Genomic DNA, 20347 nt, shown 5'->3' on the forward strand with positions numbered 1-20347 from the left:
TAAAGTCTAAACTGAACAAAATTTAACTTATAAAATAAATTGTAACTATTAGTAAAGAAAACTTAATTAATAGTGAATATTTTAGTATATAGCTAATATTATAACTATGATGGTATGAGATATGCTAAGTCATCCTAGTAATATAGATCCTCAGTTATTAGCTCAAGAAGTAAATACAATGATGCCCTTAGTAGAGAAAGATTTAGCTGATGTTGAAGATACAATAACTTATGGAAAAGAACGATTATTTAAATTTGTTAAAGATAAGAAAATTATGGAAGCTTTGGCATTTATGTATTGTTTTGAGGGAAATACTGGACAAACTTTAGATATTAAAGAATTATGTACTACAGATAATTTATTATATAGAGATGATTTTAGTGCCCTTACGGAGACGCTAGATACTTTAATCCCCCTTATAGGGATATTTGTTTCTAAATAATTTAACACTCATTCTACTATAAATAATAATGCTAAAATACAAAAACTTTGATAGCTCCTCTGATGAAGAGTTAAAAGAAAATTATACTTTACCTAAGTATCTTAATTTTTTACTTAAAAATATACTAGATATTAATTATATATGTAACTCTGAAGATTTTAAACTTAAACTAGGTTTAGTATTACATAATTTAGCTGATAGATTTTTTAAATATTCTACTATTAGAAATATTTATAAAAAAATTAAATCTGAAATATTAGTTGTAGATAATAATTATTACGAAGAAAATTTTAATATTATCAAAACTGCTTTTAATAAACATAATTATTTAAAAATTATAACAAAGAAAATATAAGTGATAAGGATTATCAAAAGCTATTGCATTGTGTATTTAATCCAAATCACTCTATTCCTAAGATAGTTGCTTTAGCAGACGGTATTACTGCTCAGCATGCAAAGAAAGTATTATTACAAGAATTGCAAAACAGTAATATCAACTTAAAAAAGTATAAGTAATAACCCATACATAATTCTAAAGGACTTTTAGCTTTTGCTGAAATGATTGGCAGGAATAATAAACTCAGCTAAAGCACCGGATTTTAGAAGAAATAAATAGTGATTTATCTACTATATGTAAGGTAAGATCTCAAATACTAAAGAAGAAACTTTTACAATTAATCATATAGTACATTATAAAACCGGTAATGTACAAACAGATGTACCTGGCTTAGGAAAGTATGATGAAATTTTATCTAAATTTGAGCAAGAACATGAATATAAACATGCTATTATAAAACGTATATTTGAAGTTGTGCATGCTAAAGCATCGACACAAAATATAGAAGAATTACCGCGAAAACTAAATTACTTTGCAGAAAAGTTAACACATTTGTTATTTATGCTTGCAACGCATAGAAATAATGCAACCTTATTTACGGCTCCTATGTTTTTAGAACTTATTGATAAAAATAGTATATTTTTATCATATAAGGAGTTTTGTCCTATGTCTGCTGAGCATGCCGTTGCTCAAACAAGAGGTATACTGAAAAACTATAAATATGTGTTACCAAATTCCTGTCCAATAGATTATGACACTACAAATGTACAAAATGGTAATCTATTACTTATTAAAGAAGGTAATATATTAATAGAATGGCTTAGTAAAAAATTAAATAATTATAAACTAGCAAATATAGCACGAATATTTGACATCTTAGCTTCAATGTAATTTTACAAAAATATGGATAATGTAAAAAGCAATGATATAAAATCTTTTTTAGCAAAAGTTCATAAATTAGAGCATTGTCCTATAAAGTTGTTAAATTCATTAGACCAAAAGTTAACTGCTTTAATTCTTAAAGTAAACAATATAGGAGAACGTAATTTAAAGCTTACAAAAACTAAATTGCTTGAAAAAAAGGATTTTTCTCAAGATTTAAAGGATTTAATTGAAATAACCTACTTGGAATTTACTGAAAGCTTAAAAAATATTGAAGGGTTTTTAGCTCAAAAACACGCATCTCTCAAGACAGAAATTAAAAAAAATCCTACCTGAAATTCTACAAATTTTATGTGCTAAAATAAAAGAATGGTATGATATTGATGCACCTGAATATGCTAAGAATGTATTACAAGATATTACCCCCCAAATTTAATCAAACTATTTCTCCTACCTCGTTTCAAAAGAGATTAAAACTTTCCTTGTCTAAAAGAAAAGATATATATGATGCAAATGATGATGATAATAATCAAACTTTGGAAACAACTGATATAGACAATAGTATGAAAGAATATTTTAAACTAATTGGAGAACATACTAATACTATATACGATTAAAAACAGTATTAATATTATGGTCTTTTTGAGGTCCTAGAATTTGGTAGCTAAGAGTAAATGAATCAGGATTTAAAAATACATAGGTAGTATTAATATTGATCTTTACCACATAGATGACTGCCTGTAGCTTGTATACTCAAATGATTTGAAGAATTGTTTCTGCAAAACTTCGGAGGACTCGCATGCTCACCTATTAAGGGCTGTGCGTACTCGCTCCTCGTTTTACATTCCAATTCTCCAAATCATTTGAGTATACCCTGTCTGCATCAACAAATTTTAATTGATAAAATAAGCGCTTTTCAGGAGCAATAAAATATTTTGTAATATTACTATTCTTAAAAATATATCTATATTCTTGATTAGCGTGGATTTGATAATCGTAGTCGAGATAGTGAATTTGTAATTCCTCTTTATTAATTCATTTAAACTTTTAAGTAAGAAATATGCGACCCCCTCACCGTAACCATAATTATCTTTATAATTCTGTTAATTTGGTATTTTCTGGAGAATCTTGAAAAAAATTTCTTTTACTGAATCGTTTTTTGAGAGCATTTGATATATATATCTATATCATTTCTGCGACGTTTTGGCTTTATTGTATGGCTGTTTATGGCATGCCCACGAAAGCGGGAATCCAGTAATTTAAAGGTTATACACAATAAGTTTGTACAATTAAAAGCTCGATTTATTTTGCTTTACCCGGGATGCCCGATTTTGCGGGAATGACATCGAGTCGGTTTTTCGGACCATGCAACAAAGTCAGCTTGACTACGGTATGACATTTAGTTCTGCAATATTTTCATTAGCAAATTAATCTCTTCGCGTAATTCTATATCGTTTGCCAGTAATTCTTCTACTTTCTTAATAGCATGCATAACCGTCGTGTGGTCTTTTTTACCGAATTTTTTACCGATATCTGCAAGACTTTTCGGCGTTAATGCTTTACTAAGATACATGGCTATTTGACGCGGTCTTGCAACTTCTCGTAATCTCCTTGATGAAGACATATCGGATAACTTAATATTATAACGGCTAGCTACCTTTTTCTGAATATCTTCAACGGTAATTATTCTTTCATTAGAACGCAGTAAATCCCGCAAAATATTTTGTGTGTTTTCGAGTGTAATTTCTTTTAAAGTAAAATTAGAATGAGCAATCACCTTATTTAAAGCTCCTTCAAGTTCTCTAACGTTTGAAACGATTTTAGATGCTAAAAAATCAATTACGTCTTTTGGTATTTTAACGTTCATCTGCTCAATCTTAGATTCTAGAATACCGAGTCGTAGCTCATAAGTAGTACTATGAACGTCGGCAACTAAGCCCCATCCAAGACGAGATTTTATCCGATCTTCAATATTATCTAAATCTGAAGGCGATCTATCACAAGAAATAACCATTTGACGGTTATTATCAATCAATGTATTAAAAGTATGGAAAAATTCTTCCTGCGTACTATCTTTACCGCAAATAAATTGAATATCATCAATCATTAACACATCAACCGAACGAAATTTCTCTTTAAACGAGATTACTTCTTTGTTACGCAGAGCTTTAACAAATTGATACATAAATTTTTCTGCCGACATGTATATCACTTTGCGGCTTGGATTATGCTGCTTGATGTACCAACCGATTGCATGCATTAAATGAGTTTTACCAAGCCCTACGCCGCCATATAGAAAAAGCGGATTAGACTCAGAAACCGCACCTGATGATTCTGCAACCGCTCTTGCGGCTGCATAAGCTAGCTCATTTGGGGCTCCAACCACAAAATTATCGAAAGTAAAACGTATATCAAGGGTTGAAAAGATATTTTCCGAATTAAGCTCACTGCTGCCGATATCGCCAAAAGTCTTAGTAGGTAATGCTGTAACTGTTTGGGTTGTTCCAGGTAACTCTTTAGTAATTATTTCAATTGACTTAATGGTATTATTATAATGTTGAAATAGTTGCAATATAACCATAGAGTACTTGGATTTTATCCAATCTCTAACAAAGTTAGTAGGGGCACAAAGAATAACGGTATTTAATGAAGACTCTATAAAATTGACTTTACTAAACCAGCTATTATATAGAGTTTCACCGTAATGATTGTAAAGATCTTGAGCCACGTGACTCCAGACATTTACATAATTATTACCTTGATCCGTTAAAATTATTTGGTTAGTACTCACTTAAAACTGCCACGGTAAGTTATTTTGTTTCCAGCCTTTATCTTGATTATTTCCTTCAAAGCCGTCACTAATATTATAACAATTTTTATAACCTATATTAGTTATAAAATTTGCTGCGATAAATGACCTATATCCTGAACGGCACAGAAAAAATATTATTGCATGAATTTTATCGTTAACGATAGATAAAAAATTATCTTCAAAATCTTTATTCAATTGCCAACTTAGAAAGATCACCTTATTTTTATTATCTAAATGAGGTATCCCCACTTGCTGCCACTCTTCTCTAGTTCTAACATCTACAAGAAAAGCATTATCATTTGAAATTAGCATATCATAAGCTTTTGTAGAACAGATATTTTGAACCGACATATTTATGCTTTTTTGCTGTTATTGATAATAAAAGTTAATAGAATTTTACCCATGTAGAATGGATTTATTAGAATGCTGAATTATTAAAGCATTTTAAAATGATCAATTATTAAAGCATTTTAAAATGATCTTGGTATCTGATTATTTTAATAATATTATTATAAAAAAATTTTGCAAGATGTTATAGATGAATAAATTAAATAAAAACTCTTTACAAAAGAAACTTTTTTACCGTAGTAAAAATCGCGGTTGCAGAGAAATGGATTATATACTCGGTAGCTTTGCCGAAAAGTACCTATCCTTAATGGATGAAACAAAACTTGGAAGCTATTCTTTAATACTTGATCAAAATGATAATGATCTTTATAATTGGATTAATAATAAATCTTCTGCTCCTTCTTATCTAGATGCCGAAATAATTGATAAATTACACAAAATAGCAAAAATATAAACTCCTGTAGAATGTTACAACAAAAATTTCCGGCGGCTGCCAAATCTTTCTTTACAATTGATAATTTTACTAAGAATCTTAAGCAAGATTTCATCTTGAGTGCGAGTAATGAAGAGGAGGCGTTGCAATTATACAAGCAAGCTTTATTTTTTTCTTCTAATGAAAATATTTATTACTTTCCAAGCTATAATACCATCCCTTATGACCATACGTCACCAAATGCAAATATCTTATCTAGACGTGCAGAAACATTAATCAAGCTAACAACAAATAATAGTAATAGCAACAAATTACTCATCACTCATACAGCGAACTTATTAAACAAATTACCGCCGAAAGATTTTTTTTCTAAATATTTTTTGAAATTATCCCCTAAAATGAAATTTACTACGGATGAGCTTGCTATGTTTCTAGTAGAAAATAGTTTTACAAGAAATGCGATTAGCATCGATGTCGGGGAATTTGCGGTTAGAGGCGAAATCATTGATATAATATTGTCCGGTCCTAAAGCTTATAGAATTCATTTTAGCTGGGGTTATATTGAATCAATAAAAGAATTTGATATTGATACGCAAATTTCGACTAAATCCTGCAGCGAGCTTATTATTAGTCCTGCAAATGAGATAGTTTTAAATAGTGAAACTATAGGTAATTTTAAGAATAATTACTTACGAAATTTTGGAGTTAATCATACTGATAATGCTTTATATGAGGCGGTAATATCTGGAAGAAAATTCACAGGATATGAACAATTACTCCCATTATTTTACGATTCCTGCTCTAACTTAATAGATTATTTAAACGATCCTATTTTCATATTCGATAATTTGTCAAAACAAGCCATTTTAGAATTTGAACATAGTTATAACGATTTTTATTCGGCAAGGTCAGAGGCAAATAAACTTAAATTTAATAGTTTCTATCCCACCCTTTCACCGACTAGCTTATATTTTACCGCTTCTGAAATAACGGAATTACTAGAACAAAAAAATAATATACTACTTACTTTTGAAAACTCAGAGCAAGCTAGCTTAATTAAAAATATCGCTGCTACAAGTTTTATAGAAAAGAAAACGGTTTTCGATAAATTATTTGAGGTTATTAAAGCACATTCTCATAAGAAAATTATTATAGGCTCAAGCGTTTTAAGTAGTTTTGAGCGAATCAAAAGCATAATTCAAAATTATGAATATAAATATAATGAGATAAATAAATTAGATGAGGCTAAGGCTTCAATAATAAATGTCGCGATAATTCCTTTAAATCAAAGCTTTTATACGAAAGAATATTTATTTATTACCGCTAGCGAATTATTAGAAGAAAAACCTAGCTCTATAAACACTAACAAAAAACTTAAAAATATCTTGCTGGAGCTTGATAATTTAGCTGAAGGCGAATTTGTTGTTCACAAAGATCATGGAATAGGGCAGTTTTTAAAGCTAGAAGCTTTAGAAATCAAAGGCAAACCACATGATTTTTTAAAGATTTTATATGCCGGCAATGATAAATTATATATACCAGTTGAAAGTATAGAGGTAATAAAAAAATACGGCAATGATAATGCGGAGCTTGATAAGCTTGGTAGCGTTTCATGGCAAAGAAGTAAGGCAAAGCTTAAAAAGCGTATAAAAGAGATAGCACTGCATTTAATACAAATAGCAGCTAAAAGGAAACTTAATAGTAGTGCTTCCGTTGAATTTGATCTTGAAGAATATGATAAATTTTGTGCTAATTTTCCTTTCAGCGAAACGGAAGACCAATTAATCGCTATAAACGATATTAAAGAAGATCTAAGAAACGGTATGTTAATGGATAGGTTAATATGCGGTGATGTTGGGTTTGGCAAAACAGAGGTAGCAATGCGTGCCGTCTTTATGGTAGCAAAATCTCTAAATGAACATTTACCTCAAGTAGCCGTAGTTGTACCGACAACTATTTTATGTAGTCAACATTTTTCAAGGTTCATAGAAAGGTTCAAAGGTTTTGGTTTAAATATCAAGCAATTATCTAGCGTTATTAGTTCTAAAGAAGCAAAAATTATAAGATCGGAGCTTGAAAGCGGTAAAATAAATATAATAATAGGCACTCATTCTTTATTACATAAAAATATAAAATTCTTTAATTTGAAATTGTTAATAATCGATGAAGAACAACATTTCGGTGTCGGTCAAAAAGAATTTCTTAAATCGCTAAAATCCTCTTCCCATGTACTTGCAATGTCGGCAACACCGATTCCTCGAACGCTGCAAATGTCAATGACCGGTTTAAAAGAACTTAGCATTATTGCAACGCCGCCTCTAAACAGGCTGGAAGTTCATACCTCGGTTATGCCGTGTGATCCCGTTATTATCAGAGATGCATTATTACGTGAACATTTTAGAGGCGGAAGAAGTTTTTATGTAGTTCCAAGAATTAAAGATATAGAGGATATCGCAAAACAATTAAAACAAATCGTGCCGGAATTAAGTTATAAAATAGCTTACGGAAAAATGACTCCGAGTAAAATTGATGAGGTTATGAACGAGTTTTATGCCGGCAAATTCGATATACTAGTCTCAACTACTATTATAGAATCAGGAATTGATATAGCCGAGGCAAATACCATGATCATACATAATGCTGATATGCTGGGTCTTAGTCAGCTATATCAATTGCGTGGTCGCATAGGTCGAGGTAAAATGCGGGGTTATGCCTATCTAACGGTAGCAAGTCATAAAAAGATGACATCACACTCCTTAAGACGCTTAGAGATAATACAAAATAGTTGTGCTTTGGGTTCAGGTTTTACTATTGCAAGCCGTGATATGGATTTACGAGGTTTCGGTAATTTGATAGGTGAAGAACAATCAGGACAAATTAAAGAAGTAGGTACAGAACTATATCAAGAAATGCTGGAAGAACAAATAGCTATTTTTAAAGATGAACCGATTGTTTCAGAACAACCCTTTATCCCGACTATTAATTTGGGATTATCCGTCTTTATTCCAGATAATTATGTAGCCGATGCAGCTCTTAAACTTGGACTATATAGAAGAATAGGTAATTTAAGTAATGAGATAGAAGTAGAGACATTTAAAGATGAGATGATTGATAGATTCGGTTTACTACCGATTGAATTTAATAATTTACTTGATATTGTAAAAATAAAACTATTATGCTTTAAGTTAAATATTGAAAATCTAGATTCAGGAGATAACGGATTTGTGATTAAATTTTATAAAAATGCCGATATGACTGATAAAATTATAAAATTCGTTAGTACTTACTCTAATCAGGCAAAAATCAAACCAGATAATAAATTAGTATATATCAAGAAATTAGTAGATAAAAATATAATTGTTGAGGCAAATCAACTACTTTGGAATTTATCGGAGGTGTAGACGCGATGTCATTCCTGCTCTGTCATTGCAAGCAGCCGTAGGCTGCGTGGCAATCTCATGAAATAATAACAAACTCTTGAGATTGCTTCGTCAATTGCTATGCAATTTCCTCGCAATGACGGTAACACGTTTTTAACATAATAAATATGTCCCATAACCTAAAGCAATTATTTCAACAACATAACGTAAAAGGTTTGTCGATTAATTCTAAAACCGTTAAGGATAAAGATATCTTTTTTGCGATTAAAGGACGGAATACTGATGGAAATGATTTTATTAAGGATGCTTTAAGCAAAGGTGCAGTATTAGTAATTACGGACAATAAAAAAAGTATTGTTATAGATAAAGTAATTTACGTAAAAGATGTGCAGGCAGCTTTATATGAAGCCATAGAAATATTCTATCCTAAAAAACCAAAGGATCTAATAGCCGTAACCGGTACTAACGGTAAAAGCTCGGTAGTATCCTATATAGCTCAAACATATTCGTTACTTGGGAAAAAAGCAGCATCTATAGGTACGATAGGGGTAGAAATATTTGGCTGCGTTAATCTTATAAATGATGTACCGGAATTAACAACTTTAGACTATTTAAGCTTTAGAAAAATTGCTCATAATTTAGCTGAAAATGGTATAGAATATTTAGTTTTTGAAGCTTCTAGTCATGGTCTTGATCAAGCAAGACTTAGGGAAATAAAAGTAAATATCGCATGTTTTACTAGCTTTAGTCAGGATCATCTAGATTACCACCATACAAAAGAAAATTATTTATTAGCCAAACTGAAATTATTTATAAATCATTTATTACCGAACGGTATCGCAATATTAAATTCTGATATAGAAGAAATAGATTTTGTTAAAGATTATCTACATAATCATAATATTAAATTTATAACCGTTGGGACAAAAGGTGATTTAGAAATAACTAGACTTAACGGTTCTTTAAAAGGACAAAATATTAATTTTACATTTAATAATAGAGAATATAATTTTAATACCCCGATAATTGGTAGCTTTCAGGCTAGTAATTTATTAATTGCTGTTCTTAGCATTCATTATATTGGTTTTGCTTTTGATGATGTTATAGATTCTTTAGTAGAAGTTAAAGCAGTAAAAGGCAGAATGGAGAGAATAGATAACACTAATATCTTCGTTGATTATGCCCACACTCCGGACGCTCTTGAAAAAGTTTTAACGGAACTGAAAAATATTAAATTACGTGATAGTAAGCTAAGCGTAGTTTTTGGCTGCGGCGGTAATCGTGATAAGGCAAAGAGAAGTCTTATGGGGCAAATAGCCGCAAAACGTGCCGATACCATCATAATTACAGATGATAATCCACGCCATGAAGACCCAAAGCTTATTAGAGCTGAAATCATAAGCGGTATAGAGAAAGCAGATTATACAGAAATAGCAAATAGAGAAGAGGCTATTAAATACGGTATAAATAATTTAAAACAAGATGATATCTTATTAGTTGCCGGCAAAGGTCATGAAAATTACCAAATTATAGGCGATAAGAAATTACCTTTTGATGATGCTGAGGTTGTGAGGAAGTGTGTAAAAGTTTGTCATCCCGTGGCTTGACCCATAGTACCGGACAGTTTTAAAAAAACCTTGATGTCATCCCCGCGGAAGCGGGGATCCAGAAAAATAACTTTAATATTAATACAGAAGTTACATATTTGATAAAATAAACATATAAAAAGCTTGCTTGTTATATGTTTACTGGCTTCCCGCCTACGCGGGAATGACATAAACACGCCATACAACAACACATAAATAACAAAAATATATGATCTGGAACTCTAAAACTTTAAGTGCTGTTCTCGGTATAACAATCTCTAATTCTATAAGTTGTAATGAAGTGCAATTTAATTCCAAAGATGTTAAAAAAGGTAATTTATTTATAGCACTTCAAGGTAATAGAGATGGTCACGATTATGTTCTAGATGCAATAGATAAAGGAGCAGCAGCCGTAATTATTAGTAAGCGAGTAGAGATCAATGATAAAGATAAAATTATCTTAGTCGATGATTGTTTTGAAGCTCTACAAAAAATGGCTTTATATAAACGAGAGAATTCAAAAGCTAAATTTATAGCTATAACAGGCAGCGTCGGTAAAACTTCTACAAAAGAAGCACTGAAAGTATTATTACAACATGATTTTCTAGTTTTTGCTAGCCGAGGTAACTTCAATAACAAACTCGGTATGTTTATTAATCTTGCTTCAATGGCTGATGATACGGAATATGCTATTTTTGAGCTTGGCATGAACCATAAAGGTGAAATAAGAGAGCTGGTTCAAATATTAAAGCCAAATATTGCCATGATTACTAATATTTCAGAGGCTCATTTAGAATTTTTTAACTCGCTTGAAGAGATAGCTGAAGCTAAATGTGAGATTTTTGCAAATTTTAGCAAAAATGATATTGCCGTTATTAATGCCGATACTAATTGCTATAACAAAATATTATCGATATTAAAAAAACTTTCTATCACCGATATACATAGCTTCGGTAGATCAGCTAAAACTTCAGCAGAATTAATTTTATATGAGAACCTAGGAGAGCAAGTCTACTTAAAGTATAAGATAAATAAGAAAGTCTTAGATGTAACGATACCGTTTATTCCTCGGCATTTTACCGAAAATTATACCGGTGTACTTTTAATTATCGATATATTAGGTAAAGATATAGAGATAGCTGCAAATCACTTAGCAAATATTTCTCCTACTAAAGGAAGAGGGGAAATTATCAATATACAAAATTGTCGTGTAATTTGTGATTACTATAACGCAAGTCCGCAGTCAATGAAAGCTGCATTAGAATATTTAAAACAAGTACCTGCCGAGAATAAAACTGCTATAATAGGCGATATGCTAGAGCTAGGGGAAAATTCTAAACGATTACATGAGAAACTAGTGCAGTACATATTAGATGCCGCTTGTTCTAAGGTCTATTTAGTAGGAGTAAATACTAAATATATTAATGATTTACTACCTTCCAAAATAGCTAAAAAATACTTTAAAAATGTTGATGAATTAATTACGCATATTACGGATTTATTTGAAGGTAATGAGCTGATTCTAATAAAAGGGTCAAGAGGCGTAAAACTTGATAAGATTGTTGATTATTATAAATAAATACACTAGGATATTCTTAATATTGTGTGGTTTGGTTGCCCGTCATTGCGCGGAAATTACGTAGTAATTGACGAAGCAATCTCAGGATGTTTGACGAGATTGCTGCCGCGCAGTCGTAGACTGCGCGCAATGACGATTTAGTATCCATGCACAATGAATAACATCAAAATATACTTTTAAATTTAAATCTACAAATGTTATACAATCTTTTACTCCCTCATATCCATAATTCACATATAGCTAATTTATTTCACTATATTACTTTTCGTAGCGGTCTTGCTATTATTATAACTCTAAGCCTTAGCTTTATCACGGGTCCGATATTAATAGAATTTCTGCGATCTCTTCAAAAAAACGGTCAGCCTATACGCTCAGACGGACCTGAATCGCATCAAACAAAAGTAGGTACTCCGACAATGGGGGGTATTATGATTATTTTGTCTAGTTGTCTTTCTACTTTATTACTTGCTGATTTAACGAATAAATATATTTGGATTACGTTATTTGGTTTTATTAGTTTCGGTATTATAGGATTTATGGATGATTATGCTAAGGTAACTAAAGATAATCATTACGGAGTAAGAGGAAAAAGTAAGCTTTTACTTCAAGGAATTATTAGCTTCATTATATGTGTTTTACTAGAATATCTAGATAAAAGTCCAAGTCATTTACTTAACGTACCGTTTTTTAAAAATTTAAGTTTGGATCTTGGTTATTGTTATATAGTTTTTGCTATATTTGTTATAGTCGGCTCTTCTAATGCCGTGAATCTAACGGATGGGCTTGATGGTCTTGCTACCGTTCCTATTGCCTTTACTGCCGGTTCTTTTGCTTTAATAAGTTATTTAGTAGGAAATCTAATTTACTCGAACTACTTACAGCTAACCTATATACCGAATACCGGAGAGTTAACGGTGTTATGTGCGGGATTAGTCGGTAGCTGCCTTGGATTTTTATGGTTTAATGCACAACCAGCAGAAGTTTTTATGGGCGATACCGGTAGTCTAAGTCTTGGCGGTGTGCTTGGTATTATTAGCGTTATTACTAAGCATGAAATAGTTTTAGCTATAGTCGGCGGCTTGTTTGTTATTGAAACGGCATCCGTAATTTTACAGGTATATTACTTCAAAGCTACTAAAGGAAAAAGAATATTTAAAATGGCACCGCTCCATCATCATTTTGAAAAACACGGCTGGGCAGAATCAAAAGTCGTAATAAGATTTTGGATTATTTCAGTTATATTTGCTCTTATAGGCTTATCATCCTTAAAATTACGTTAACTATATTCGTTTATCTATCTTTTATTTATCAAAATACATTACATAAATTAACTTTCTCTTTGCTTTTGTACAAGAAATTTGCTATAATACTGATATTAATTTATATTAGGTGTATGGGATGGTTAAAGAAATAGATATAAATAAATTATTAGCACAAGAAAATAATGCTTTAAATACTATATTGAGCCAAGTAAATGAATTATGCAAACAAAATAAGCAGTTGCAAGGTTTAATCGAAATACAAAATGAAACTAAAGAACTAGAAAAAGAACATAATAGATCGTTGCCTTGGTTTAAAAGATTTGTAAAAACAGTTTCTAATGTAAAGTATATTTTGATAAAAAGTGAAGAACAGTTAACAAATGAAGCAATAAAGTATAATAATAAAATATTAAAAGATATTGATAATAAGATATATAATATAGCGGAAAAATCTGCACCTTTAAAGCAAGCATTACAAGAAGAAATCGAAAAAAATTTTAAGGATTTAACAAAGAAAGATTTATCTAAAGATCAAAGAGCAAGATTATCGGAAGTATTTTTTAGTTATAAGAGTAAACCTGAAAGATTCTCAGCTCTACATATGACAAATCCCTTACAATTCATTAATGCTGAAGCACTAGAGAAACAATATAATTCTTTAAATGCTACAAAACAAAACATCCAAAATTTAATATCCGAAAATTCTAATATCAAAGAACTTAAAGAAATACAAAAACAGGTTGCTGAAATTAGGGCAGAAGTACCTCATACATTTTTTGAAAAATTAAATAATATTTGGCAAAATGTTAAAAATGTTTTTGTAAATAATAGTGAGCAGGTTTTAGCAAAAAACAAAGAGAGTAATACTAGAACAATTAGAAAGATTGATGAACAATTATATAAAACGAAGCATAAATTTGAGGAATTAATTGAAAATAAAGAAAGAAATATTAAGGATATAATTGCAAAATTACCTGACAATGAGAAGTTACAAAAGATAGTAAGTAACCTTACAAATCACATGGCTTCACAAAAAGAACCAATATTAGCAAATGCGTCCCTAGCTAAACCTTTGGAAAATAATATAACACCACCGTCTCCTTTACCGGAAAATAACATTCCATCACCACCTCCACCACCGCCTCCTTTACCGGAAAATAACATTCCATCACCACCTCCACCACCGCCTCCTTTACCGGAAAATAACATTCCATCACCACCTCCACCACCGCCTCCTTTACCAGAAAATAACATTCCATCACCACCTCCACCACCGCCTCCACCACCGCCTATGGCTCCGGCTGAGACATTATCTAAGCCTGTAGAATCTACTACGGTTAAAAAACTGGAAAATCAACCACGTCCTTCTATAGATACTTCTGATTTAATGAGAGAAATAGCAGGGCCAAAAAAACTAAAAAAAGTTGAATTTGACCCTAATACAGGAAAACCGGTTGCACATTCTCATAGTAAGCCTGCTCAGAATGTTAACAAACCTAGTGGACTTGAATCAATTTTCGCACGAAGAGCTGCTATAGAGGTGAGTGATAGTAGTAGCAGTGAAAGCGAAAGCGATAGTGGTAACTGGAGTGATGTTAGTGTTAATAGGAATAAATCAAAAATGCTTAAAACTAAAGGAGAACGAGATGCTAAAATGACTACGCATGCTCAAAAAATTAATAATAGGAACTCACAAAAACCATCATTTGTTAGATAATAAATGTCATTCCCGCTTTGCGGGAATGACATAAAACACCATATAAATCTACCCTTTAAACTTCTTAGTTATTTCAACTATTCTTTTACCAAAGAAATTAGCAGTTTTTAAATCGCCTTGAGTAGGAGTAATATCAGGAGAAGATTTGTGGTTAGATTGAGTCATACGTCCTGACCAGCTACCTAAGCGGTGAATTTTATTGGGATCAGGCATCTCATGATCAGAGAAATTCGGAGCAGTTTCAGCTTGCCCGACCCAAATCATACAATGCTGCATAGCGAAGTGAAATAGCTGCTGAATACTGCAAACTTATTACCTGAATAAAAAGCAGAATTAGTAAAAGCTGCAGCTATTTTATCTTTCCATTTTTGTTGTGCCCATCTAGTTGAGGTAGCTTCCATAAATGTTTTAAACGATCTGGCTAAACTACCCATATAGGTTGGGACTCCAAAAATGATAGCATCTGCATTGTCTAATAAATCTCAATCGAGATTATTAGGTTTATCTTTATTTATTTGTATAAGAAACATTTGCTCCTGCTTCCTTTATGCTCTTATTTAGTTTTTCAGCTACTTTGCAGTATGACCGTATCTACTATAATATTACGATAGCTACTTTAACTATGTTATTCTCCATATTATAAATTAACTATAAACTCGGCTTCAGTTTTAGACTTTATTTCTTCAATAGTAACATCGTCTTTATCAATATCAAAAATTCCAAGATCGGTAATTACTCTGTTAACTACTTTTTTACCTGTTAACGGAAAGTTGCATTCTTTTAATAATTTAGCACCGCCATCTTTTGCGTTATGTTCCATTATAATAACTACTCTTTTGGTGTTAGCGACCAAATCCATAGCTCCTCCTCCCATACCTTTAACCATTTTACCCGGAATAGTCCAGTTGGCAAGATCGCCTGTTTGTGAGACTTGCATAGCACCTAAAATAGTTAAATCGACATGCGAACCTCTTAATCATCCCAAATGAAAAGCTACTGTCGAAATAGCTGCTTTCAGGAATAGCAGTAATAGTTTGCTTACCGGCGTTAATTAAATCAGGATCTTCCTCTCCTGCGTAAGGAAATGGTCCCATACCAAGCATACCGTTCTCACTTTGAAATATTACATTCACTCCTTGAGGTATATAATTTGCTACATGCGTAGGCATACCTATACCAAGATTGACATATAATCCGTCTTTAAGTTCCTCTGCGGTTATTTGATAAATTTTTTCTTTGCTCCAAGGCATATCTTATTTTTCCCTGACAGTTAATTGCTCAATACGTTTCTCATATTTTTCACCTACTATTAATCGCTGTATGAAAATATTAGGTGTGTGAATATTGTTAGGGTCAAGCTCTCCCACCTTAACTATTTCCTCTACTTCACAAACTGTAACTTTAGCGGCACCTGCCATGACTGCATTAAAATTTCGTGCAGTTTTATTATAAATCACGTTGCCGCATCAGCTTTAAAGCCTTTAATAATAGCAAGGTCAGCTTGAAGGGCAGTTTCCATTATATATTTTTTGCCGTTAAACTCCTTTGTTTTTTTACCTTCCTCTACAATTGTACCTATACCTGTTTTAGTATAAAAAGCCGGAATTTCCATACCAGCAGCCCTAATTCGTTCAGCTAAAATTCCTTGTGGGTTTAGCTCAAGCTCTAAAACCTTATCAAGATATTGTTGCTCAAAAATCTTATTTTCTCCGACATACGAAGAAATCATTTTTTTTATTTGTTTAGTTTGAAGAAGAAGCCCAAGTCCGAAGTTGTCAACACCGCAATTATTGCTTATAACTGTTAAATTTTGAACATTGCTTTTAAGAAGTGCATTTATTAAATTTTCAGGAATACCGCATAGACCGAATCCGCCCGACATTATAGTCATGCCGTCATAAAGAAGTCCTTCAAGAGCAGCTTCAGCCGAAGGATAGATTTTTTATTCATAAATTTTAAATTATTTAATATCTATTATTTAAGACATTAAGAAGATTTTCAAAAGAAGTCAAGGACATACACAAGTTTGGTATATTAAAAAAATACTTTACAAGAAATTAAATTTAACCATTGCTGCTTGTTTTTTGTATTCATCAACAGTATTAGTAACTGTATCAAATATTGATGACAATATAACAATTCAAGAAAATTCTAAAAAAAATTATAGTTATGTAGTGACGTATGATAAAGATATGTCCTCAAGAGCGAGTAGCAATGTTGCTATGTCATTAATTGAAGGTTACCGTCAATTAGATGATGCTATGTTTGCCGATTCAGATAATATAGCTATGAAGATCTTAAGTTATATTACAAGATTTACTGCTACATCTTGGATTATGGTAGGTAATCATGAAATAGGAAGTTATGGAGCAAGAGCAAAGAAGTTGATTTAAAAGTAACAAAATATGAAGTAGATCCTTTTGAGGGTACAACATATTTTAAAACTAAAGATTTTAATTCTTTGCAAGTTCATAAGCACATTGCTATAGATACAGGGGGCATGCAAGCAAGTTATTTGTTATCTGAAAATATTAAAGATAGATACATGGCAAGTAACAAAATTAATCCTACTTACGGTATAGGTTATTTATGGACAAGACTAGAGCAAGCAAGTTATATTTTTAGTGCTAAGTTTGATGGCAAAGATAAAAGCGGTGATGATATAAATACATATGTAAAAGCGATTAACTCCATATACGGTAAAAATTATATTACTAAAAATAAAATTTTTTCATATGCTTATTTAGATTTATTTGATCCGTTTTTATTCTATTCAGGATATTCATTTATTAACTTAAATAATATTCCGATGATTGAATTAGAACCGGTTAAATATTTACCGGCTACTAGAGCGATACTTGCTCCATACGGTTTAGAGTGTGGTTTAGTTAACCATTGTGTTGTTGATAACAAATATATGCAAGTTAATATTAATTACGGCAAAAATCAAAAATTTAAGTCTTACGGTGTCGGAGTTAAAGCTAATAACTTAGTCAAAGTTGAATTTATCGGTTTAGGTAAGGTATGCCTTTAAAATCCTCAGCTATAGTTAGAGCAGGGTTAAAATTAGATTTATAAGAGAAGGCTTTGTTGCATGATTAATATGTCATTCCTGCGAAAGCAGCAATCCAGAAAAAAGCGCGATACATCAAGCTTTTAATTTTCAAAACTTACTGTGTATGCACCGTTTAATTACTGGATTCCCGCTTTTGCAAGAATGACATATTAATCATAATTTGTATATTTTATTCTTCTTCTTTTATTATAAGTATATATATTTGTATAATAAGATAATTATGACTATATATGCTAACTATTTTAGAAAAATTCTTATTCTCTTCTGTAAAAACGTTCATCAATATACGTGAAGATACCGTATCTGCTCTTAAAAGGCTTGGTATTAACAATATTCGTGATTTATTATTTTATCTACCTGTTTCATATCAAAATAAAATATTATCGCCTAATTTAACTGAAGTTAGAGACGGTGACATAATCCAAACAGAAATTGTAGTTGAGAGCATTAATTTACCAAAGAAAAGTAGTCAGCCTTTAAAAATTACAGCTAGCAATGATACTGGTTCTTTGTTATTAGTGTTTTTTCATAAACCCCCACCGTTTATTTTTAATAAGCTGCAAGTTGGTACTTCTCATATTATCAGCGGAAAGGTACAATTTTTTGATCATTACTTACAAATTGCGCATCCTGAATTTATTGTAAATCCTAAACTCGCAAAAGAAATAGAGCCGATTTATTCCCTGACATATTTACTTAGTAACAAGCAGTTATATTCATATATCATAAAAGCAATAGAGATATTTGAAGAGAAGTGTAAGAGTATAGAAGATAAAGAAGTAAAAGATTATTTAGATATTATATTGCAGAATTTGCAAATGTTGCATGTTTTCCATCATTGCGAGGAGGTATGCATGCCGACGAAGCAATCCAGTAATGTAAAATTAATAAATTCTAGATTGCCGCAGCCCCTAAAGGGGCTTCGCAATGACGATTTATATACTAACGCCAAAAAACAACTAGCAGCTAAGGAGCTTATCGCTAATCAAATATCTCTTTTAAATGTACGTACGCAAATAAGTAGAAGACAAGGTAATATTTACCCTAAAGCTGTATCTATTCAAGCAAATATATTAAATGAGCTAGGATTTGAGTTAACCTCTTATCAAAAGCAAGTCATAGAAGAAATAGAGTGTGATCAAAGCGATAAAATAGAAATGATGAGATTGTTGCAAGGCGATGTTGGCTCCGGTAAAACTTTGGTAGCTCTGCTGACGATGGTAAATGTGGTAGCCACTGGATTTCAAGCAACGCTTATGGCTCCAACTGATTTGCTTGCTAATCAGCATTATGAGTTTTTTGTTAAAGCTTTAAAAAATACTAATATAAGAGTTGGATTACTTACAGGTAAGATACTGGGGACAGCTCGTAAAAATATTATGATACAACTTGACAACGATGAGATTGATATATTAGTCGGCACTCATGCTTTATTTCAAGAAAAAGTAAGTTTTAAGAAATTAGGTTATATAGTTATTGATGAGCAGCATAGATTTGGGGTACAACAGCGTTTGAATTTAATAAATAAAGGAGTAAATCCCGATGTGTTAGTTATGACTGCAACGCCGATTCCTCGAAGTCTTGCACTTACTATGTTTGGTGATATGACTATCTCAAAGCTAATGGGTAAGCCGAAAAGTCGTTTACCTATCGCTACAAATACCATGTCCGTTAATAAGATAGAGCATATTATAGTAGCGATAAATAAGAAGCTTATTGCAGGTGAGCGGGTATATTGGATTTGTCCATTGATAGAGCAGGGAGAGAAAGAAACGTCCGAAGAGGATAGTTTATTGATGGATGTGATGAATCGTTTTAACTCTATCGACAATATCTATCAAGGTTATACCGGTATTATTCACGGTAAGATGAAGAACGAGCAGAAAGACCAAATAATGAAGCAATTTAAGGAAGGTGAAATTAAGATATTAGTTGCAACAACCGTTATTGAAGTCGGAATAGATATACCTGAAGCCACTTTGATAATTATTGAAAATGCTGAGCAATTTGGTCTCGCTCAACTTCATCAGCTTAGAGGTAGAGTAGGGCGGGGTAGTTTGCAGTCATATTGTATATTGTTATACAATCCTAAAAGGCTTAGAAAAGTTGCACGAGGTAGGTTTGAGATAATGAAACAAACTAATGATGGATTTTATATAGCTGAGCAGGATTTAAAACTTCGAGGTAGCGGTGAGATTTTAGGAGTAAAACAAAGCGGCGAAATCGCATTTTTCTTCGCCGATTTAGCAGACGATTATGACCTACTTCTTAAAGCGCATAAATTTGCGGCAATAGGCTCAAAAGGTAATGTAAATTTTGTTAACTTTCAGATCAAGCTCTTTGCCAAATCTCAAGTAAGCGAGTTGGTTTAGTTTGAATATGCTATTTCCGCTTGACATTGGCGTTGTTGCGTGGATCGATTTTTCCGTCATTGTGAGAAGAATTACGCAGTAATTCGATAAAGCAATCTCGTGCCAAAATCCTGAGATTGCC

The 20347-nt window shown here is 31.8% G+C and carries 19 protein-coding genes and 2 pseudogenes; 14 read left to right on the top strand and 7 right to left on the bottom strand.

Going from position 1 to position 20347, the window contains the following annotated elements; all coding sequences use genetic code 11:
• Positions 1 to 121 precede the first annotated feature (121 nt).
• From RSIB_RS00840 to RSIB_RS09020, 5 genes are all read left to right on the top strand, one after another.
• Positions 122 to 442: a hypothetical protein gene (locus RSIB_RS00840; protein WP_004997950.1), complete on the top strand. Its 321-nt coding sequence runs from the start codon at positions 122 to 124 to the stop codon at positions 440 to 442.
• Between the two features lie 28 nt (positions 443 to 470).
• On the top strand, positions 471 to 797 hold the full coding sequence (locus RSIB_RS00835; RefSeq protein WP_004997952.1) for a hypothetical protein: 327 nt from the start codon (positions 471 to 473) through the stop codon (positions 795 to 797).
• A 456-nt stretch (positions 798 to 1253) separates the two neighbouring features.
• Positions 1254 to 1670 carry a hypothetical protein gene (locus tag RSIB_RS00830; RefSeq protein ID WP_004997955.1) on the top strand — a complete coding sequence of 139 codons (417 nt, stop codon included), beginning with the start codon at positions 1254 to 1256 and terminating at the stop codon, positions 1668 to 1670.
• Between the two features lie 12 nt (positions 1671 to 1682).
• The gene (locus RSIB_RS00825; RefSeq protein WP_004997957.1) at positions 1683 to 1997 is read left to right on the top strand and encodes a hypothetical protein; all 315 of its coding nucleotides are present in this window, start codon (positions 1683 to 1685) and stop codon (positions 1995 to 1997) included.
• A 59-nt stretch (positions 1998 to 2056) separates the two neighbouring features.
• A complete protein-coding gene (locus tag RSIB_RS09020) occupies positions 2057 to 2278 on the top strand; it encodes a hypothetical protein (RefSeq protein WP_032850710.1) in 222 nt (73 codons plus the stop codon).
• Here the strand turns inward: RSIB_RS09020 and RSIB_RS10525 are convergent.
• The 3 genes from RSIB_RS10525 to RSIB_RS00815 form a co-directional block, all read right to left on the bottom strand.
• Positions 2265 to 2387, bottom strand: coding sequence for a DUF6314 family protein (locus RSIB_RS10525; RefSeq protein WP_231282938.1), 123 nt, complete (start codon positions 2385 to 2387; stop codon positions 2265 to 2267). The genes RSIB_RS09020 and RSIB_RS10525 overlap by 14 nt on opposite strands.
• A gap of 673 nt (positions 2388 to 3060) precedes the next feature.
• Positions 3061 to 4452 carry a chromosomal replication initiator protein DnaA gene (gene dnaA, locus RSIB_RS00820; RefSeq protein WP_004997960.1) on the bottom strand — a complete coding sequence of 464 codons (1392 nt, stop codon included), beginning with the start codon at positions 4450 to 4452 and terminating at the stop codon, positions 3061 to 3063.
• The gene (locus RSIB_RS00815; protein WP_004997961.1) at positions 4453 to 4824 is read right to left on the bottom strand and encodes a rhodanese-like domain-containing protein; all 372 of its coding nucleotides are present in this window, start codon (positions 4822 to 4824) and stop codon (positions 4453 to 4455) included. It lies immediately after the preceding gene.
• Between the two features lie 187 nt (positions 4825 to 5011).
• Here RSIB_RS00815 and RSIB_RS00810 point away from each other — a divergent pair, with 187 nt between their 5' ends.
• The 6 genes from RSIB_RS00810 to rickA all read left to right on the top strand — a co-directional run bounded on the left by RSIB_RS00810 (position 5012) and on the right by rickA (position 14778).
• On the top strand, positions 5012 to 5275 hold the full coding sequence (locus tag RSIB_RS00810) for an FAD assembly factor SdhE (protein WP_004997963.1): 264 nt from the start codon (positions 5012 to 5014) through the stop codon (positions 5273 to 5275).
• An 11-nt stretch (positions 5276 to 5286) separates the two neighbouring features.
• The gene (gene mfd, locus RSIB_RS00805; RefSeq protein ID WP_004997967.1) at positions 5287 to 8655 is read left to right on the top strand and encodes a transcription-repair coupling factor; all 3369 of its coding nucleotides are present in this window, start codon (positions 5287 to 5289) and stop codon (positions 8653 to 8655) included.
• Between the two features lie 146 nt (positions 8656 to 8801).
• Positions 8802 to 10241, top strand: a complete 1440-nt coding sequence (locus RSIB_RS00800) for a UDP-N-acetylmuramoyl-L-alanyl-D-glutamate--2,6-diaminopimelate ligase (protein WP_004997969.1) — start codon at positions 8802 to 8804, stop codon at positions 10239 to 10241.
• Positions 10242 to 10449: 208 nt separating this feature from the next.
• Positions 10450 to 11799, top strand: coding sequence for a UDP-N-acetylmuramoyl-tripeptide--D-alanyl-D-alanine ligase (locus RSIB_RS00795; RefSeq protein WP_004997972.1), 1350 nt, complete (start codon positions 10450 to 10452; stop codon positions 11797 to 11799).
• Positions 11800 to 11993: 194 nt separating this feature from the next.
• Entirely contained in the window at positions 11994 to 13079 is a 1086-nt protein-coding gene (mraY, locus tag RSIB_RS00790) for a phospho-N-acetylmuramoyl-pentapeptide-transferase (RefSeq protein ID WP_004997974.1), read from the top strand.
• Positions 13080 to 13197: 118 nt separating this feature from the next.
• Positions 13198 to 14778 carry an Arp2/3 complex-activating protein RickA gene (gene rickA / locus RSIB_RS00785; protein WP_004997976.1) on the top strand — a complete coding sequence of 527 codons (1581 nt, stop codon included), beginning with the start codon at positions 13198 to 13200 and terminating at the stop codon, positions 14776 to 14778.
• Between the two features lie 48 nt (positions 14779 to 14826).
• Here rickA and RSIB_RS09955 read toward each other — a convergent pair whose 3' ends face one another.
• The 4 genes and pseudogenes from RSIB_RS09955 to RSIB_RS07075 all read right to left on the bottom strand — a co-directional run bounded on the left by RSIB_RS09955 (position 14827) and on the right by RSIB_RS07075 (position 16669).
• Positions 14827 to 15042: a hypothetical protein gene (locus RSIB_RS09955; RefSeq protein WP_004997978.1), complete on the bottom strand. Its 216-nt coding sequence runs from the start codon at positions 15040 to 15042 to the stop codon at positions 14827 to 14829.
• On the bottom strand, positions 15039 to 15212 hold the full coding sequence (locus RSIB_RS09960; RefSeq protein ID WP_004997979.1) for a flavodoxin: 174 nt from the start codon (positions 15210 to 15212) through the stop codon (positions 15039 to 15041). Before RSIB_RS09960 ends, RSIB_RS09955 begins: the two co-directional genes overlap by 4 nt.
• Before the next feature lie 203 nt (positions 15213 to 15415).
• Positions 15416 to 16028 (bottom strand): annotated as a pseudogene (locus RSIB_RS07070) (3-oxoacid CoA-transferase subunit B).
• 3 nt (positions 16029 to 16031) lie between these two features.
• Positions 16032 to 16669, bottom strand: a pseudogene (locus RSIB_RS07075) (CoA transferase subunit A).
• Positions 16670 to 16862: 193 nt separating this feature from the next.
• On the opposite strand from RSIB_RS07075, the gene RSIB_RS09450 reads away from it, so the two are divergent.
• The 3 genes from RSIB_RS09450 (at position 16863) to RSIB_RS00760 (ending at position 20226) form a co-directional block, all read left to right on the top strand.
• Positions 16863 to 17171, top strand: a complete 309-nt coding sequence (locus RSIB_RS09450; protein WP_004997994.1) for a hypothetical protein — start codon at positions 16863 to 16865, stop codon at positions 17169 to 17171.
• Positions 17172 to 17239: 68 nt separating this feature from the next.
• Positions 17240 to 17812, top strand: coding sequence for a hypothetical protein (locus RSIB_RS09455; protein WP_004997998.1), 573 nt, complete (start codon positions 17240 to 17242; stop codon positions 17810 to 17812).
• 272 nt (positions 17813 to 18084) lie between these two features.
• Positions 18085 to 20226 carry an ATP-dependent DNA helicase RecG gene (locus tag RSIB_RS00760; RefSeq protein WP_004998001.1) on the top strand — a complete coding sequence of 714 codons (2142 nt, stop codon included), beginning with the start codon at positions 18085 to 18087 and terminating at the stop codon, positions 20224 to 20226.
• The last annotated feature ends 121 nt before the right edge of the window (positions 20227 to 20347 follow it).

Origin of the sequence: Rickettsia sibirica 246, assembly GCF_000166935.1 — a bacterium.
In the GTDB taxonomy this organism is placed as follows: domain Bacteria; phylum Pseudomonadota; class Alphaproteobacteria; order Rickettsiales; family Rickettsiaceae; genus Rickettsia; species Rickettsia rickettsii.

Coding starts and splice junctions, on each gene's coding strand:
- RSIB_RS00810 (WP_004997963.1), top strand. CDS start 5,012: ATGAATAAATTAAATAAAAACTCTTTACAAAAGAAACTTTTTTACCGT.
- RSIB_RS09960 (WP_004997979.1), bottom strand. CDS start 15,212: ATGGGTAGTTTAGCCAGATCGTTTAAAACATTTATGGAAGCTACCTCA.
- RSIB_RS09020 (WP_032850710.1), top strand. CDS start 2,057: ATGCTAAGAATGTATTACAAGATATTACCCCCCAAATTTAATCAAACT.
- mraY (WP_004997974.1), top strand. CDS start 11,994: ATGTTATACAATCTTTTACTCCCTCATATCCATAATTCACATATAGCT.
- RSIB_RS00840 (WP_004997950.1), top strand. CDS start 122: ATGCTAAGTCATCCTAGTAATATAGATCCTCAGTTATTAGCTCAAGAA.
- RSIB_RS00800 (WP_004997969.1), top strand. CDS start 8,802: ATGTCCCATAACCTAAAGCAATTATTTCAACAACATAACGTAAAAGGT.
- rickA (WP_004997976.1), top strand. CDS start 13,198: ATGGTTAAAGAAATAGATATAAATAAATTATTAGCACAAGAAAATAAT.
- RSIB_RS00835 (WP_004997952.1), top strand. CDS start 471: ATGCTAAAATACAAAAACTTTGATAGCTCCTCTGATGAAGAGTTAAAA.
- RSIB_RS00815 (WP_004997961.1), bottom strand. CDS start 4,824: ATGTCGGTTCAAAATATCTGTTCTACAAAAGCTTATGATATGCTAATT.
- RSIB_RS09955 (WP_004997978.1), bottom strand. CDS start 15,042: ATGATTTGGGTCGGGCAAGCTGAAACTGCTCCGAATTTCTCTGATCAT.
- mfd (WP_004997967.1), top strand. CDS start 5,287: ATGTTACAACAAAAATTTCCGGCGGCTGCCAAATCTTTCTTTACAATT.
- RSIB_RS00795 (WP_004997972.1), top strand. CDS start 10,450: ATGATCTGGAACTCTAAAACTTTAAGTGCTGTTCTCGGTATAACAATC.
- RSIB_RS00760 (WP_004998001.1), top strand. CDS start 18,085: ATGCTAACTATTTTAGAAAAATTCTTATTCTCTTCTGTAAAAACGTTC.
- RSIB_RS00825 (WP_004997957.1), top strand. CDS start 1,683: ATGGATAATGTAAAAAGCAATGATATAAAATCTTTTTTAGCAAAAGTT.